Source organism: Ensifer sp. D2-11, assembly GCF_054161295.1.
This window is the reverse complement of the sequence record NZ_CP096434.1, coordinates 42,393-59,169: the sequence shown is the minus strand read 5'-3', so window position 1 is coordinate 59,169 and position 16,777 is coordinate 42,393. Positions and strand designations below refer to the sequence as shown.

Sequence of the window (16,777 nt, the reverse complement as noted above, 5' to 3'; positions counted from 1 at the left end):
CTGCACCCTCGCCGGCTCCTTTCCTCGGAGCCGGCGGAGGCGGTTCAGCTTCAGTTGATCGGGCCGCTTTCACCGGGCTTGCCGGGAAGCTGCTCGGGATAGAGTTCGTAGTCGCCCTGCTTGTCGGCGGCAACGAAGACCCGTTCGCGGATGATCGTGTCTTCCGCCCAGTTGAACATGAAGATCGGCGCGCCAGGAGGAATGTTCGAGAAGCGCTTGTTGATGATCAGCGCGCCCGGATACTCCGTCAGGCCGACGGTATCGACATTGGTGGTGGCCACCTTCTGGTACTGCTTCATCAGCTCCGTTCGCTCGTCATTGTCGTTGCTGGCGATGAACTTGTTGACGATGTCGACGAGCTCCTGTTCGTGGGGCATGACGTCGACTTCGCCGCCTTCCGGAGCGCGGTGATGCCAGCTGGTGCGCGGGCCGGTCGGGGCGAGCTGAGGCGTATTCTGCACCACGGATGCAAATTCCGCCGTGTTGCGATGAATCATCCAGTCGAAGCGTCCGGCATAATTGGCGGCGTCGCGCTGCTTGCCGTCGAGCGCATTGAGGACGACCCGGAGCCCGAGCTTCTCCATCTGCCCAACCATGCCTTCGGCAAGATTACGGTCGGTGCTGTAGTCGGAATTGACGAGCAGCACGATTTCGACGTCGCGGCCGCCAAGCTTGCCGGCCGGGAAATTGACGAAGCCGTTGCCGTCCGTGTCCTTGAGCCCCACCTTTTCGAGAAGCACCTTGGCGCCTTCGAGATCGTGAGGGTAGTAGATGGTGGAGTTCCGGTCGTAGAAGCTCGTGCCGGAGGAAAGCCCGCCCGGATAGATCGCCGTGAAAGGGCCCTTCACCAGAGCCTCCCCAAGCTTCTTGCGGTCGACCGCCATGGTGACGGCCTTACGGAAGTCCAGATTGCGGTTGAGCTCCCGCACCGCCTTCGCGCGTTCGTCCGGGTCTCCCCAGCCATTGCCGGAGAAGTTCATGTGCATGTTGTAGCCGATGACGCGCGGGCCGAAGGCGAGCCGCGCCGGGGCGCTCTCATTGGCGGCGCGCTTCAGCGACTCCACGAAGTTTTCCGGCTGTTCGAGGTTCGAGATATCGCCCGAACCCGCGATCGCCTGCACGTCGCGGTCGGCCCAGGTCGAGAGCTTGTAGTGGAGCTCGTTGAGGTAGGGCAACTGATTGCCGGCCTCGTCGACCTTCCAGTAATAAGGATTGCGGCGCAGCACGATGATGTCGTCAGGACGATAGGCGACCGGCACCCATGCACCCATCACCGGAAGGTTCATATATTCGGCGGGGAAGCCGTTCTTGTATTCGTTATAGGTCGTGCCGGCATATTTCGGATGCTTGGTCTTGAGGATATGCGACGGGCCGGGGCAGAAGGTACCGTAGGCCATTGCGAAAAGATGCTGGCGCGGGAAGGCCTCCTTGAAGGTCCATTCGACCGTATACTGGTCGATCTTCTTGAGCGTCGTGCCCTCGCCGAAGGTTTCGGGCGTCGCGCCGTTCAACGGCGAAACGCTCGAGTCGAGGACATTGTCCTCCCAGTAGAACATGACGTCGTCGGCGTCGAAGGGATCGCCGTCCGACCATTTCGCGCCCTCGATCAGATGCATGGTCAGCTTGCGGCCGTCCTCCGACCAGTCCCAGCTTTTCGCCAGATTCGGCAGCGGCTCCATATCGTCCGCCTCGACCTGGAAGAGCGGCGCGGTGCGCGTCAGGCACTCGAACATGCCGATGTCGATGCCGCCCCATCCTTGAGTCTGGCCGGCGCTGTAGTTCCAGCCTTCCGGCCGGCCGCCGATGACGTGGCGCATGACATCGCCATAGACGCCCATGCCGTCCGGCATGTTGCCGGCCTTGAAAACCATCGGCTCCTTCGGAAGCCGCTCGGCCACCGGCGGCAGCTTGCCGGCCTTGACGAATTTCTCCGTGACCCATTCGGGCTCCCTGTATTCGGTCAGCGCCTTGAACTCGAGAATGGAATCGCGCGACACATAGGTGATCTTGCCCTGTGCCGGAAAGGGCGGCTGCTCGGGCACCACGGTCGGCTCGGATGCGAAGGCCTGCACGGCAAAGGCAGATATGCCGATCACCAGGCTCGCGGTCATATTCAGTCGATGCGTTTTCATTGTCCCAGGTTCTCCCTCCTGTCTTCGCCGAACCGGGGCGGCCGGCGCTCCTCTTCCTTCGTGGCACCCGTGTCTCCTCACGCAGGTGACCTCGCGCGTCATCTCAATTGCGGGCGATTTGCCCTGCTATCCGCCCCGACCGGGGATTGCCCCTCATCCGGCCTGCCGGCCACCTTCTCCCCGCCAGCGGCAGGGCTGTCCGGGGAAAATTCATGCATAGTGGAAGACCATTTGGTTTGGGATGGTCCGGGGTTTTGGTCGGCTTGGATTGACCTGCGGCGGCTTGTGGATTTCGGCGATGCTTTTGCGCTGGAACAGGCACTGGGTGACGAGGTCGGTGAAGCGCAGGATCGGTAGAGGGACGCGGGCGAGGCGGGCGGCGATGCGCAACAGTGCATAGGCGATCATCGCCGCGAAGATCTGCAGGCGGATGGCGTTGTCGTTGTTGCCGAGGAACTTGCGGATCTTGAGGTGCTGTTTGATCCAGCGGAACAGAAGCTCGATCTGCCAGCGATCCTTATAGAGCTGGCCGATCTCGACGGCGGAGCGCTCGAGGTCGTTGGTCAGAAGCGTGATCGTATCGCCGTCCTGGCGCTTGACGATTACCCGGCGCAAGCCGATCGGCAGCTTGGAATCGCCCTTGCTGGCGAGGCTGACCTGGCTGTCTTCGAGGACCAGGAAGCCATCGCCTTGAGGTTGCTCAACGGGGCGTTCAGCGACCAAAGCCAGTCCCATGTTGGTCTTCGGCCGGGTGACGAAACTGGCGCCGGCTTCGGCGATCGCCGTCCACCAGCCGTAATGGCAGTAGCCCTTGTCGAAGACATAGGTTGCGCCCTTTTCGATGGTGATCGTGCGGCCGATCTGGGCGTCGTTGACGTTGGCGTCGGTGATGTCGAGGATGCCTGGACAATCGGCCTTGGGATCATAGACGACATGCAGCTTCATGCCGCGGATGCGGCCGTTCGACTTGGCCCAATCGTACAGCTTACCCAGCGGGATCGGGGTCGAATCGATCAGCCGCAGCATCTTGGTGCCCTCCCGGCGCGTCTGCCGGTCGAGCTGACCGGCCAGAAGCGCGAAGGTCTCGGCGAAGACGGCGACCGGGCGGCGGCGGTTGGCGTCCGACAGCGTCGAGCGCATCAGCCGGCCACTGCCGAGATGGTAATGATGCTGACTGTTGGCGTTGAAGCTCGCCTCCAACCCGCGCAGGCTGGTCGTGGCGCTCAACTGGGCATAGATCAGTGCCACCAGATGATCCCAGCTGGTAAAGCACTTGTCGTAGGCATCCCCGGCATGACGATCCACAATCGCCTGAAAGCTGCGGCGATCAATCGCTTTCAGCAGCTGGGCGAAAATGCTAGGGGTGAACCGCATGCTCCGTCTCCTTTTCTGAGTCTCGACAACCAGAAAATAGACGGAAAAACGCCGTCTGACGGGGCATGCGCCTGCGACATTTCGATTCACCCGGAACTTTCCCCGGACAGCCCTGCGCCAGCGGGGAGAAGGAGACTCGCAGCGCCCGCCTAAGTCCCCTCTCCCCGCCTGCGGGGAGAGGGTTAGGGTGAGGGGCAATTCCGGGCAGAGGTAGCCACTCTCTACCCCGCAGCGCGCAGCTTCGCCGCTTCCTTCTCCGCGCGGATCTCCTCGATCGAGCGCACCTCGCGACGCGCGGCGCCCTTCCACTCCCGGGTGGCGACCGTGGCGCGGGCGAGCCTTTCCTTGGCCGCGTCGATTGCATGGGCATATTGCGGCAGCCATTTGGCCTGCGCGACCACCATTTCGTCGACCATCTGCCAGACTTCCTCCGGCGTGCAGATGGCGCCGACCAGCGGGTCGTGCAGCACGGCGAGCTTCAGGAGATCGATGTCGCCGGTGATCGCCGCATGAACGGACATGCGCTGGACGTTGACCGACGAGATGCAGGTGGCCGCACAGGCCTCCGGCAACGTGATGCCTGCCACCATGTTGATGCCGAACCGATCGACGAAGCCGGGGGATTCGATGATCGCATCTGCCGGCAGGTTGGTGATCACGCCGTTGTTCTTAACGTTGAAGTGGCCGCGATAGACCCGACCCGTCTCGAGCGCTTCGAGGATGCGGCTCGCATGTTCGTTCGAGCGCCTGATCGTTTCCAGCGGCCGGCCCGCCTCTTCGAGGAAGCGCGGATATTCGGTCTCGAACCAGTTGCGGGTCTCGGTCGAATAGCGGAGATACCCGCCGGTCTCCCCGTGGATCCAGTCCGACATGTCGATCCATCTGGAGATCTCGTCCGGACGCTTGCGGTACCAGGGCAGATATTCGGACAGATGTCCGTTGCTTTCGGTCGAATAGACGCCGAAGCGCTTCAAGACGTCGATCCGGAGCTTCTCCTGCTTGGAAAAGATGGGATGTGCCTCGAAGGCGGCGACGAGTTCGTCCTTGCCGACCTTGCGGCCGTTGAGACGGACATCGACGAACCATGTCTGGTGGTTGATGCCGGAGCAGATGTAGTCGAGCTCCCCGTCCCTGGCGCCGAGAATCTCGGCGATCTGCTCGGCCCCGTGCTGGACGCCGTGGCAGAGACCGACCGTGTCGACCTTGCCGTATTCGATCGCCGCCCAGGTGTTCATCGCCATCGGGTTGGCATAGTTGAGGAACTTGGCGCGGGGCTCAGCCACCTCGCGGATGTCCTTGCAGAAATCCAGGATCACCGGAATGTTGCGCTGGCCGTAGAGGATGCCGCCGGCGCAGATCGTGTCGCCGACGCATTGGTCGACGCCGTACTTCAATGGAATGCGAATATCGTCGGCATAGGCCTCGAGGCCGCCGACGCGCACGCAGCTGATGATGTAGCGCGCACCTTCCAGCGCCTTGCGGCGGTCGGTCGTCGCCGTCACCCGCGTGGGCAGTTCGTTCGCCTCGACGATCCGGTCGAGGATAGACTTGATCATGGCGAGGTTGTGCTCGCTCAGATCCGTCAACGCGAACTCGACGTCCCGGAGCTCCGGCACGGAAAGAATGTCGGTGAAGAGCTTCTTGGTGAAGCCGATGCTGCCGGCGCCGATGATGGCGATCTTGAAGCTGGCCATGGCCGTGCTATTCCTCCTCAGACTGCGACCTGCGCGCTAAAAGGGTAAAATCAGTTCATTGGCCTGACCGGGATCGGCAATGCGGCATCCTCCTCGCCAACCCATCGTCGAACGCCGCGATAACCGTATGTCTTGCGCGATCTGGGGGCATTATGTGTATAATCGGGTGCGCGACTAGAGAGGTATTGTGCTTTCATGGGTAATTCTGTGCTGCGGCAACTGACCGATCGGGGACCGGCGATGCGGACGGTCTCACTGCCGCGGGGACGCCAGAGCCTGCACACGATGCCGACGAGTACCGGCTACGAGATCAGGACCGATGCAAGCTACGATTGGGACGGCCGCAAGCGCGGTCAAACGCCCTTCACCGTCCTGCAGCACACGATCGGCGGCGCCGGCAACCTGCGATATGAAAACCGCACCCACCGCGTGCGTCCGGGCGAGACGCTGCTCCTGCTCGTCCCCCACAATCACCGCTATTGGCTGGAGGAAGGCGGGCGCTGGGAATTCTTCTGGATCTCCATGAACGGCGAGGAAGCGCTGAGGATCCACCGCGCCATTCTCGCCGTCACCGGTCCCATCATAAGGTTGCAGCCGGATACCGTGGAACATCTTGCCGACTGCAGCCTGCGCCTCATCGCCGGCGGCGAGACACCGGGCAGCGCCTCGGCGATCGCCTATGAGGCGGCGATGGCGCTCTATGACGATGTCTTCGGATCGCATCCGGTCCTTAGTGAAGAATACCGGAAGATGCAGCACGTGATCGATCACATCCTGGGCAATCTCGACAAGCCACTTCCGGTCGAGGAGCTCGCGCGCATTTCGGGCCTGAGCCGCGCCCATTTCTCCCGGGCCTTCGCCGCCAGCGAAGGCATGCCGCCGGCGGAATTCGTGCTGCAGAAGCGCCTGCAGAGGGCCGTAAAGCTGCTGACCAAGACCGCGGATCTGCCGGTCAAGGAAGTCGCCATCCTGTCCGGCTTCGAGGACCCCAACTATTTCGCCAAGGTATTCCGCCGCGTCTTCGGCGCGAGCCCGACCGAGTTCCGCACCACCGGCATGTATGCGAGCGTACCTGCCACGGGCCGCAATGCGAGGACCAACGAATCCGTGACCACGTTGGCTGCGGCTTGCGATTGAAAAAGCCGCGATAAAAATTTACTAAACGGAATACTCCAGCGCGGCACGGCAGAAGGACGGATGGAACCGAATGGTCACAATCAAGGAAATCGCGTCGGCCGTCGGCGTATCGTCGGCAACCGTCTCGCGCGTCCTCAACTACGATCCGACACTGTCTATCTCCACCAGGAAACGCCAGGCGATTATCGAAACGGCGGAAGCGCTCAACTATGCGACGCCACGCAATCGCAGTCGTGCCGCCGCACAAGCGGTCGGCGTCGGGCTGAAGATCGCGCTCGTGCACTTCCTCGATCCCGCCCAGGAACTCGCCGATCCCTATTATGTCGGCGTCCGGCTTGGCATCGAGAGCCGCTGCCAGGCGCTGAAGAGCGAAGTCGTCAAGGTCTTTCTCACCGGCAACCCTCCGGAAGCGACGATCCTGGAGGGCGCCTCGGGCGTGGTGGCCGTCGGCCACTATTACGGCGATGAGCTCGAATGGCTGCGCCGCCACAGCCGCCACCTCGTCTTTGCCGATTACGCACCCGCCGGAGACATGGAAGACACCGTGCTCAGCGACGTCTCGCTGGCCATGACCCGGCTCCTGGAGGCGGTGCATGCCATGGGCTACCGGCGCATCGGCTTCATCGGCTGGATCGACGCTTTCTACGGGCCCGACAACATCCATTCGGAGCGCCGTTGCCGCACCTATATCGACTGGATGACCAGGGCCGGGCTTTATGATCCGGAATTGTGCATGGTCGAGCCGATGACGCCGGACAGCGGCTACAAGCTTGCCAAGGCGATGCTGTCGAAGCCCAATCCGCCGAAGATCCTCATCACCTGCAACGACAATATGGCGCTCGGCGCCTACAGGGCCATCCACGAGATGGGGCTCAGGATTCCCGAAGATATCGCGGTCGCCAGCTTCAACGACATCCCGGTCGCGCAGTTTCTCGGGCCGCCGCTTTCCACGGTGAAGATCCCGGCGGAACTGATCGGCGAAACCGCCGTCGACCTGCTGCTCGAGCGGCTTTCGGGCCGCGAGGTCGCCAAGAAGGTGGTTTTCGGCACGGAAATCGTCTGGCGCGGCAGCACGCCGGCACCGGCCGAGACCGCGAACAAGGCAGATGATATCGTATCGGCGGACGCGGTTCTAAAGGTCCCAGGGTGAAATCAACTCGAGCGTTGCGTGGCGAAATCCGCCAGGTTGCGCGTGGCCAGACCTGGCGTCTGGATCGTTAAACGTGTTTCAAATGCACTCGTCGCAAGCGCAAAGTAAAAATTTACTGAAAATAATTGCGTCTACCCGAGTTTTGAGAAATACTCCCGCCGGGACAGAGAGGACTGTCTCGGGGAACACGATTTCGGGAGGGAACAATGGACATTCAGACGCGTGCCTATCTGCCGCGTATCGCCGGGCTGGCTCTCGCGGGCGCAAGCTTCCTGGGGGTGACCGCGGCGCAGGCCACGGAAATCACCATCTGGTGCTGGGACCCGAATTTCAACGTCGCGATCATGAAGGAGGCGGGCGCCCGCTATACGAAAACGCATCCGGACGTCACCTTCAACATCGTCGATTTCGCCAAGCTCGACGTCGAGCAGAAGCTGCAGACCGGGCTTTCGTCAGGCACCGCCGACGCGCTCCCCGACATCGTGCTTATCGAGGATTACGGCGCTCAGAAATATCTTCAATCCTTCCCGGGCGCCTTCGCACCTCTGTCCGGCACCGTCGATCATTCGGGTTTCGCCCCCTACAAGGTCGAGCTCATGACCCTCGACGGGCAGGTCTACGGAATGCCTTTCGATTCCGGCGTCACGGGTCTTTATTACCGCAAGGATTATCTGGAAGCCGCCGGCTTCAAGCCGGAAGACATGCAGGATCTCACCTGGGACCGCTTCATCGAGATCGGAAAGCAGGTCGAGGAGAAGACCGGCAAGAAGATGATGGGCCTCGACCCGAACGACGCCGGTCTCGTGCGCATCATCATGCAATCGGCCGGGCAATGGTATTTCGACAAGGAAGGCAAGCCGAACATCGCCGGCAATGCGGCGTTGAAGGCGGCGCTCGAAACCATCGGCAAGATCATGCAGGCGAATATCTACAAGCCCGCCAACGGCTGGTCCGACTGGGTGGGCACCTTTACCTCCGGCGACGTCGCGACCGTCGTCACGGGCGTCTGGATCACCGGCACCGTCAAGGCGCAGCCGGACCAGTCCGGCAACTGGGGAGTAGCACCCATCCCGGCGCTCTCGATCGAAGGCGCGACCCATGCCTCCAATCTCGGCGGCTCGAGCTGGTACGTGCTCGAAAGCTCCGAAGAAAAGGCGGAAGCCATCGACTTCCTGAACGAGATCTACGCCAAGGACATCGATTTCTATCAGAAGATCCTGCAGGACCGGGGTGCAGTCGGCTCGCTGCTCGCCGCCCGCGGCGGCGCAGCCTATGAGGCAGCCGACCCCTTCTTCGGCGGCGAGAAGGTCTGGCAGAACTTCTCCGACTGGCTGGCGAAAGTCCCCTCGGTCAATTACGGCATCTTCACCAACGAGGCGGATCTCGCCGTCACTGCGCAACTCCCGGCCGTGACGCAGGGAACACCGGTCGACGAGGTGCTGCAGGCGATCGAGGCCGAGGTCAGCGCACAGATCCAGTGATGCGGTGGATGGCGGCGGGCATGCGCCCGCCGTTTCCGGCCGCGGCTCTTGCCGCGGCCAATTTCCGGCTGTCCGGCCTTCCAGGAGGGGAACATGGTTCGAGCGCGCCGCGGTATCGGCCGATATTACGACGTCAATGGCTGGCTGTTCGTCGCCCCGGCGCTGGGGCTGATCACCCTTTTCATGGTCTATCCCATCGCGTGGTCGCTCTGGATGTCGTTCCAGTCCGGCCGCGGCATGACGCTGAAGTTCGCGGGCTTCGCAAACATCGTGCGGCTCTGGAACGATCCGGTCTTCATCAAAGCGCTCACCAACACGATGACCTATTTCGTCGTGCAGGTGCCGATCATGATCCTGCTCGCGCTGATCCTGGCGTCGCTCCTCAACAATCCCCGGCTCGTCGGCCGAGGGGTTTTCCGCACGGCGATCTTCCTGCCCTGCGTCAGTTCGCTGGTCGCCTATTCAGTGCTCTTCAAGGGCATGTTCGCAACCGACGGGATCGTCAATTCGACGCTCCAGGCGATCGGTCTCGCCGCCTCGCCCATTCCGTGGCTGACGCATCCCTTCTGGGCAAAGGTTCTCGTCATTCTTGCCATCACCTGGCGCTGGACCGGCTACAATATGATCTTCTATCTTGCGGCACTTCAGAACATCGACAAGTCGATCTACGAGGTGGCGCGCATCGACGGCGTTCCGGCCTGGGCGCGCTTCACCCACCTCACCATCCCTCTGCTGAAGCCGGTCATCCTCTTCACGACAGTCATTTCGACGATCGGCACGCTGCAGCTTTTCGACGAGGTCTATAACCTGACCGAGGGCAAGGGCGGCCCGTCCAATGCCACGCTCACCCTGTCGCTCTACATCTACAACCTGACCTTCCGCTTCATGCCGAACCTGGGTTATGCGGCGACGGTCTCCTATGTCATCGTCGTCCTCGTCGCGCTCCTCGCCTTCGTGCAGTTCTTCGCAGCAAGGGAGCGTGACCGATGAACGGATTTGGACGTTTCGCGGCGATGGCAGCCACCTATGGCTTCCTCGGCCTGATGGCCTTCCTCTCCGTCTTTCCGTTCATCTGGATGGTGCTCGGCGCAACCAATTCGTCGATCGACATCATCAAGGGCAAGCTCCTGCCGGGCGCAGCCTTTGCAACCAATGTCGCCAACTTCTTCACGCTGGTGAACGTGCCGCTCGTCTTCTGGAACTCGGCCAAGATCGCGATCGTTGCGACCGTGCTCACGCTCGCCGTCTCCTCGCTCGCCGGTTACGGTTTCGAGATGTTCCGCTCGCGAAGACGCGAGCGCGTCTACCGGGCGATGCTGCTGACCCTGATGATCCCCTTCGCCGCGCTGATGATCCCGCTCTTCGTCATGATGGGGAAGGCAGGTCTCATCAACACGCATCTCGCCGTCGTCCTGCCCTCGATCGGCTCCGCCTTCGTGATCTTCTATTTCCGGCAGAGCACCAAGGCCTTCCCGTCCGAGCTGCGCGACGCGGCCAAGGTCGACGGGCTCAAGGAATGGCAGATATTCCTATTCATCTACGTGCCGGTCATGCGTTCGACCTATGCGGCCGCCTTCGTCATCGTCTTCATGACCGCATGGAACAACTATCTCTGGCCGCTGATCGTGCTCCAGACCAATGAGACCAAGACGATCACGCTGGTCATCTCGTCGCTCGCCTCCGCCTACTACCCCGATTACGGCGTGGTCATGGTCGGGACGATTCTCGCGACACTGCCGACGCTTGCGGTTTTCTTCTTCATGCAACGCCAGTTCGTCCAGGGCATGCTGGGCTCAGTCAAATAGGAACGATGATGCGCTCTGTTACTTCCTTCAATGATTCATGGGTCTTCTCCGAAGGCTTCGACGCCGCCGACGCCGGAACGCTCCGGGCGGGTCAGCCGATCAGCCTGCCGCACAATGCCGTCGAACTGCCGTTCAACTATTTCGACGAGAGATGCTACCAGCGCGCCTTCACCTACCAGAGGGTTCTTGCCTGGCGCCCGGACTTCTCCGGGCGCGAGGTCTCGCTCGTCTTCGACGCGGCAATGGCCGATGCGGTCGTGTATCTCAACGGCGAAGAGATCGTCGCGCATAGGGACGGCTACACGCCTTTCGAGGCGCGCCTGACGGACAGGCTCCTGGAAGGCGACAATCTCATCACGGTGAAGATCGACGGCAGCGAAAATCCGGAGATCCCGCCTTTCGGCGGCCGGATCGACTATCTGACCTATGCCGGTATCTATCGCGACGTCTGGCTGAAGGTCACCGATCCGGTTTCGATCGCCAATATCAAGATCGAGACCCGCGACGTGCTCTCCGACACCAAGGCCGTCTCCCTCCGGTGTGACCTTTCCAATCCGCAAGGGCTATCCTTCTCTGGCACGATCTCGGCGCTCCTCAAGAATGCGGCCGGCGAAGTGCTGGCCGAGGTCGCCGGCGAGACGACCCGCCAGAGCCTCGCCTTTGAAATGGACGGTCTCAAGGGCCTTTCCCTTTGGGATATCGATGATCCGGTGCTCTACGTGATCGAAGTCGAGCTCAGGACCGGTCACGGCTCCGACCGCTTCGCCGCGCATTTCGGCTTCCGCACGGCGGAGTTCACGACCGAAGGCTTCCGGCTCAATGGCCGCCCGCTGAAGATCCGCGGGCTGAACCGTCACCAGTCTTTTCCCTATGTCGGCTACGCCATGGGGCGCACCGCTCAGGAGCGCGACGCGGAGATCATGAAGCACAGGCTTCACTGCAATCTCGTGCGCACCTCGCACTACCCGCAGTCGAAATGGTTCCTCGACCATTGCGACCGCATCGGGCTCCTCGTCTTCGAGGAAATTCCCGGCTGGCAGCATATCGGTGGGGAGGAATGGAAACATGAGGCGATCCGGAACGTCCGCCGCATGATCGAGCGCGACTGGAACCACCCGTCGATCGTCATCTGGGGTGTGCGCATCAACGAGTCGCAGGATTCGCACGACTTCTATGCCGAGACCAATCGCCTCGCCCGCGAGCTCGACCCGACACGGCAGACGGGCGGCGTGCGCTACATCACCGACAGCGAATTTTTGGAAGACGTCTACACGATGAACGACTTCATCCTCGGCAACGAGGAACTGCCGGGCGCGAACCGGCCGCGCACGGCGCTTCGCCCGCAGCAGGAATGCACCGGGCTTCCCCGCAAGGTGCCCTATCTCATCACCGAATTCGGCGGCCACATGTATCCGACGAAGATCTATGACCAGGAGCAGCGCCAGGCCGAGCATGTTCGCCGGCATCTGGAGGTGCTGAATGCGGCCTATGGCGATCCCGGCATCTCCGGTGCGATCGGCTGGTGCATATTCGACTACAACACCCACAAGGATTTCGGCTCCGGCGACCGGATCTGCTATCACGGCGTCATGGACATGTTCCGCGAGCCGAAATTCGCGGCCTATGTCTATGCCAGCCAGTGCGATCCCTCCGAGGAAATCGTGATGAAGCCGGTGACCTTCTGGGCGCGCGGTGAGCGCAACATCGGCGGCGTGCTGCCCTTGATCGTGCTGACGAATTGCGACGAGATCGAATTGAAATACGGCTCGCTTACCAAGCGCGTCGGCCCGGATCGCGAGAATTTCCCGCACCTGCCGCATCCACCGGTCGTCATCGACCACCGCCACTTCACCAAGGACGAGCTCGGAGTCTGGGGCATGAAGTGGGAGAGCGCGGAATTTACCGGCTTCATCGCCGGCAAGCCGGTCGCCGATCTCCGCATGGCCGCCGACCCCGTACCTACGACGCTTCAGGTCGAGGCGGACAGCAAGACGCTCCGTGCCGAAGGCCGCGACAGCGTTCGCGTCATCCTGCGCGCGCTCGACCAGGCCGGCAACGTCCTGCCTTTCCTGAACGATGCGGTCGACATCGAGATTCATGGTCCGGCGCGCCTCGTCGGACCGGCCCGCATCGTCCTCCAGGGCGGTTCCGCCGGTTTCTGGCTGGAGTCCACGGGCGCCGCCGGCGCCATCGTCGTCTCGGTCGCTTCGTCGCGGCTCGGCGCGGCGAAGCTCGACCTCGTCGCCCTGGCGGACGGAGCGGCGAGCGCATGAGCGAACTCCAACTCAGCGATGTCCGTAAATCCTATGGCGGTCTCGAGGTTATCAAGGGCGTCGATCTCGACATAAAGTCCGGCGAGTTCGTCGTTTTCGTCGGACCGTCCGGCTGCGGCAAGTCCACCCTGCTCCGGATGATCGCCGGGCTCGAGGAGATCACCTCCGGCGACCTGACGATCGACGATGTCCGGATGAATGATGTCGACCCGTCCAAGCGCGGGATCGCCATGGTGTTCCAGTCCTATGCGCTTTATCCGCATATGACGGTCCGCGAGAATATGGGTTTCGCGCTCCGCTTCGCCGGCGTTCCCAGGGCCGAGATCGAGAAGCGGGTGAACGAGGCTGCCCATATCCTGGAACTCGGGGCGCTGCTCGACCGCAAGCCGAAGCAGCTTTCGGGCGGCCAGCGCCAGCGCGTGGCGATCGGCCGGGCGATCGTCCGCCATCCGAAGATCTTTCTCTTCGACGAGCCGCTTTCCAATCTCGATGCGGAGCTGCGCGTGCATATGCGCATCGAGATCGCGCGGCTGCACAAGCAGCTCGCCACCACCATCGTCTACGTGACGCATGATCAGGTCGAGGCGATGACGCTCGCCGACAAGATCGTCGTCATGCGCGCCGGCGTGGTCGAACAGGTGGGCTCGCCCCTCGACCTCTATGACGACCCGGCCAACCTTTTCGTCGCCGGCTTCATCGGATCGCCGAAGATGAATTTCCTGAAAGGCGTGATCGAAATCGACAAGGACCAGGCCCATGCGCGCCTGCCGGACTACGGAGACGCGAAGATCCCCGTCACCCTGCAGGCGGCGGCGGGAACTGCGGTGACGATCGGCATCCGGCCCGAGCATTTCGATGAAGCCGGTCCTGCAGCGCTGGACCTCACCATCGACATGCTGGAACATCTCGGCGGCGAGACATTCGCCTATGCCCGCCACCACGGCAATGGCGAGCTGATCGTCGTCGAAACGAAGAACGGCCGCGGACTCAAGACCGGCGACCGCCTGACAGCCCGCTTCGATCCGGTTTCGGTTCTGGTGTTCGACGGAGAGGGAAAACGGCTGCGTTCGTGACGCAGTTTTCCGGAATTGATCTAATGTCGCCATTCACGAATCAAGGGAGTGAACAGCGATGCGTATTGGCTTCATCGGCACCGGCGCCATCACCGAAGCGATGGTGACGGGCATCGTCGGCTCCGGGCTCGACGTCGCCGGGATTCTCGTCTCCCCGCGCAACCGGGAGATTGCTGCCCGGCTTGCCGGCCGCTTCCCGCTCGTTCGGATCGTCAAGGACAATCAGCAAGCGGTGGACGCGGCCGACGTGCTGTTCCTCGCCGTGCGTCCTCAAATCGCCGAGGACGTGATCCCCAAGCTCAAGTTCCGCAATGGCCAGAAGATCGTCAGCGTCATCGCCGCCACCGATCGTTCCACGCTTCTCGGCTGGATCGGCGAGGAGGTGGAGCTCACCCAGGCAATCCCCCTGCCCTTCGTCGCCGAGCGCGAGGGCGTGACGGCGATCTATCCGCCGAACCGCGCCGTTGCCGCGATCTTCGCGGCACTCGGATCAGCGGTCGAATGCGAAACCAGGGAGGAATACGATCTGCTTGCCGTCGGAAGCGCTCTGATGGCGACCTATCTCGGCATTCTCGACCGGACGACCGCCTGGTTCGCCGAGAAGGGTCTCCACCGCGACAAGGCACGCGCCTATATCGCGCCGCTCTTTGCCAGCCTCGCGCAGAGGGCGGTCAGGGACGAGGGGACGCCGCTCGAAAAACTCGCCCGCGAATTTTCGACCAAGGGCGGATTGAACGAGCAGGTTCTGACGGATTTCGACCGCGGTGGCGGCCACCGGGCGCTGACGGATGCGCTCGAACGCGTGCTGCTGCGGGTGCGCGGCGACGACCGGTAAAGGTCTTCAAAGCTCGGTGCCAAGACCCGCATGGCGCCGAAAACGCCCGGCGGCGAAGTCCACGAAGGCGCGCACCCTTGCCGAGACCATGCGGCCTTCCGCATGCACGATGTGGATCGGCACCGGCTCGCGCTCGTAGTCGGCAAGAACGACCTTGAGCCTGCCGGCACTCACATCGGGTGCCACCTGGTAGGACTGAAACCGGGACAATCCCCAGCCCGCCACAGCCGCGGCAAGGACCGCGTCATTGGTGTTGCAGATGAGACGAGGGCTGATCGGAACGCGGATATTGTTGTCGCGTCCGAAGAGCCATTCCGAGTGGCCGAAGAGGCCCTCGCGCCCGATGATCCGATGACGGGCAAGCTCCTGGGGGCTGCCGGGCTCGCCGAAGCGGGCGAAATAATCCGGCGAGCCGCAAAGCACCTGCCGGACCGAGCCGATCCGGCGCGCAACGAGCCCGGAGGCCGGGAGCGAGGCAATGCGGATCGCCACATCCAGCCCTTCGTCGACCAGGTTGGTCACGCGGTCGACGAAGATGGTCTTGACCTGCATAGCCGGATAGTGATCGAGGAAATCGAGGATGACGGGGAGCACGTGGATGCGCCCGAAGAGCGCGGGCGCCGTTACCGTGAGCAACCCCGCCGGAGCGGTGAAACTGCCAGCCGCATTGGCTTCCGCCTCGGCGATTTCCCCGAGGATACGCCGGCAATCGGCCACATAACCTTCGCCCGCCGCAGTCAGTTTCAACGAGCGCGTGGTGCGGACCAGAAGCCGCGTCCCGATCAGGTCCTCCAGCTTCGCCACCGCCCGGGTGACCGATGGCGGGCTCATATGCAGCACCTTGGCGGCCGGCGCGAACCCGCCGCTTTCGACCACCTGCACGAAGATCCGCATCGCCTGCCAGCGATCCATCGACTTCCCCTCGATTATTGCGCCACGTGAAATGGTCTAGTGTTTTCATCAGAGCTTATCAACTCCGCGGATAACAATCATCTTGAGGTCGTTCCATCGATTCAACGAGGCCGACATGAAGCTCTATCACCATCCCCTCTCCGGCCACGCGCACCGCGCCCGCCTGTTCCTCTCGCTGCTCGGTATCGAGCATGAGCTGGTGGTCGTCGATTTCGCCAGGAGAGAGCACAAGCAAGCGGATTTCCTGAAGCTCAATTCCTTCGGTCAGGTTCCGGTGCTCGACGACGCCGGCACGATCATCTCGGATTCCAACGCCATTCTCGTCTATCTGGCAAAGAAGACCGGCCGCACGGACTGGCTGCCGGAAGACGCCGCCGGGGCGGCTGCCGTTCAGCGCTGGCTTTCGGTGGCTGCCGGCCAGATCGCCCATGGTCCGGCCCAGGCGCGGCTCATCAACGTGTTCAAGGCGCCCTACCGACCGGAAGAGGTGATCCCCCGTTCGCATGCGATCCTGGCGCTGATCGAGCAGGAGCTGGAAGGCAGAGGCTGGATTGCCGCAGACCGGCCGACGATCGCCGATGTCGCGCTCTACAGCTACGTAGCGCGCGCCCCCGAAGGCGACGTCGATCTCCAGCCCTATCCGGAGATCCGCGCCTGGCTGGCCCGCATCGAGGCATTGCCGGGATTCGTCGAGTTCGAAAAGACGCCGGTGGGGCTGGCGGCTTAGCGACGCGTTATGACGACGTCCGCTTGCGGGATGCCATCTCGCACGGCACGTGCTTGAAGAGTATCGAAGGACTGCAACCGCCCTCTACCCTCATCCCTGTGCTTGTTGTCACAGGGATCCAGCAGCGCCGCGTCTGCGGTGCGAGGAGTCCTTCAGGCCAAAGACTTGGCCTGGCTGGATTCCT

13 protein-coding genes are annotated in these 16,777 nt (G+C 62.5%); 9 read left to right on the top strand and 4 right to left on the bottom strand.

Annotated elements, in window-relative coordinates; translation table 11 throughout:
• Positions 1-50 precede the first annotated feature (50 nt).
• The 3 genes from M1D34_RS17500 to M1D34_RS17490 form a co-directional block, all read right to left on the bottom strand.
• The gene (locus M1D34_RS17500) at positions 51-2,132 is read right to left on the bottom strand and encodes an ABC transporter substrate-binding protein (protein WP_498783217.1); all 2,082 of its coding nucleotides are present in this window, start codon (positions 2,130-2,132) and stop codon (positions 51-53) included.
• Between the two features lie 210 nt (positions 2,133-2,342).
• Positions 2,343-3,506 carry an IS4-like element ISRm16 family transposase gene (locus M1D34_RS17495; RefSeq protein ID WP_498779691.1) on the bottom strand — a complete coding sequence of 388 codons (1,164 nt, stop codon included), beginning with the start codon at positions 3,504-3,506 and terminating at the stop codon, positions 2,343-2,345.
• Between the two features lie 221 nt (positions 3,507-3,727).
• Positions 3,728-5,200 (bottom strand): alpha-glucosidase/alpha-galactosidase, encoded by a 1,473-nt coding sequence (locus M1D34_RS17490; RefSeq protein ID WP_498783215.1) that lies wholly within the window; start codon positions 5,198-5,200, stop codon positions 3,728-3,730.
• Between the two features lie 195 nt (positions 5,201-5,395).
• Between M1D34_RS17490 and M1D34_RS17485 the strand changes: the two genes are divergently transcribed.
• The 8 genes from M1D34_RS17485 (at position 5,396) to M1D34_RS17450 (ending at position 14,954) form a co-directional block, all read left to right on the top strand.
• On the top strand, positions 5,396-6,337 hold the full coding sequence (locus M1D34_RS17485) for an AraC family transcriptional regulator (RefSeq protein WP_013850254.1): 942 nt from the start codon (positions 5,396-5,398) through the stop codon (positions 6,335-6,337).
• A 70-nt stretch (positions 6,338-6,407) separates the two neighbouring features.
• Positions 6,408-7,487, top strand: coding sequence for a LacI family DNA-binding transcriptional regulator (locus tag M1D34_RS17480; RefSeq protein ID WP_013850253.1), 1,080 nt, complete (start codon positions 6,408-6,410; stop codon positions 7,485-7,487).
• Positions 7,488-7,693: 206 nt separating this feature from the next.
• Positions 7,694-8,968 (top strand): ABC transporter substrate-binding protein, encoded by a 1,275-nt coding sequence (locus M1D34_RS17475; protein WP_498783212.1) that lies wholly within the window; start codon positions 7,694-7,696, stop codon positions 8,966-8,968.
• 93 nt (positions 8,969-9,061) lie between these two features.
• Complete coding sequence (locus M1D34_RS17470) at positions 9,062-9,958, top strand: carbohydrate ABC transporter permease (RefSeq protein ID WP_014530060.1); 897 nt, start codon at positions 9,062-9,064, stop codon at positions 9,956-9,958.
• Positions 9,955-10,773: a carbohydrate ABC transporter permease gene (locus tag M1D34_RS17465; protein ID WP_010974928.1), complete on the top strand. Its 819-nt coding sequence runs from the start codon at positions 9,955-9,957 to the stop codon at positions 10,771-10,773. The genes M1D34_RS17470 and M1D34_RS17465 overlap by 4 nt, the downstream gene beginning before the upstream one ends.
• 8 nt (positions 10,774-10,781) lie before the next feature.
• A complete protein-coding gene (locus M1D34_RS17460) occupies positions 10,782-13,046 on the top strand; it encodes a glycoside hydrolase family 2 protein (RefSeq protein ID WP_498783209.1) in 2,265 nt (754 codons plus the stop codon).
• On the top strand, positions 13,043-14,119 hold the full coding sequence (locus M1D34_RS17455; protein ID WP_498783207.1) for an ABC transporter ATP-binding protein: 1,077 nt from the start codon (positions 13,043-13,045) through the stop codon (positions 14,117-14,119). The genes M1D34_RS17460 and M1D34_RS17455 overlap by 4 nt, the downstream gene beginning before the upstream one ends.
• A 58-nt stretch (positions 14,120-14,177) precedes the next feature.
• The gene (locus tag M1D34_RS17450) at positions 14,178-14,954 is read left to right on the top strand and encodes a pyrroline-5-carboxylate reductase (RefSeq protein ID WP_498783205.1); all 777 of its coding nucleotides are present in this window, start codon (positions 14,178-14,180) and stop codon (positions 14,952-14,954) included.
• 6 nt (positions 14,955-14,960) lie between these two features.
• Here M1D34_RS17450 and M1D34_RS17445 read toward each other — a convergent pair whose 3' ends face one another.
• Entirely contained in the window at positions 14,961-15,866 is a 906-nt protein-coding gene (locus M1D34_RS17445; protein ID WP_127620844.1) for a LysR family transcriptional regulator, read from the bottom strand.
• A gap of 115 nt (positions 15,867-15,981) precedes the next feature.
• Here M1D34_RS17445 and M1D34_RS17440 point away from each other — a divergent pair, with 115 nt between their 5' ends.
• Positions 15,982-16,593, top strand: a complete 612-nt coding sequence (locus M1D34_RS17440) for a glutathione S-transferase family protein (protein WP_498783203.1) — start codon at positions 15,982-15,984, stop codon at positions 16,591-16,593.
• Positions 16,594-16,777: the final 184 nt, after the last annotated feature.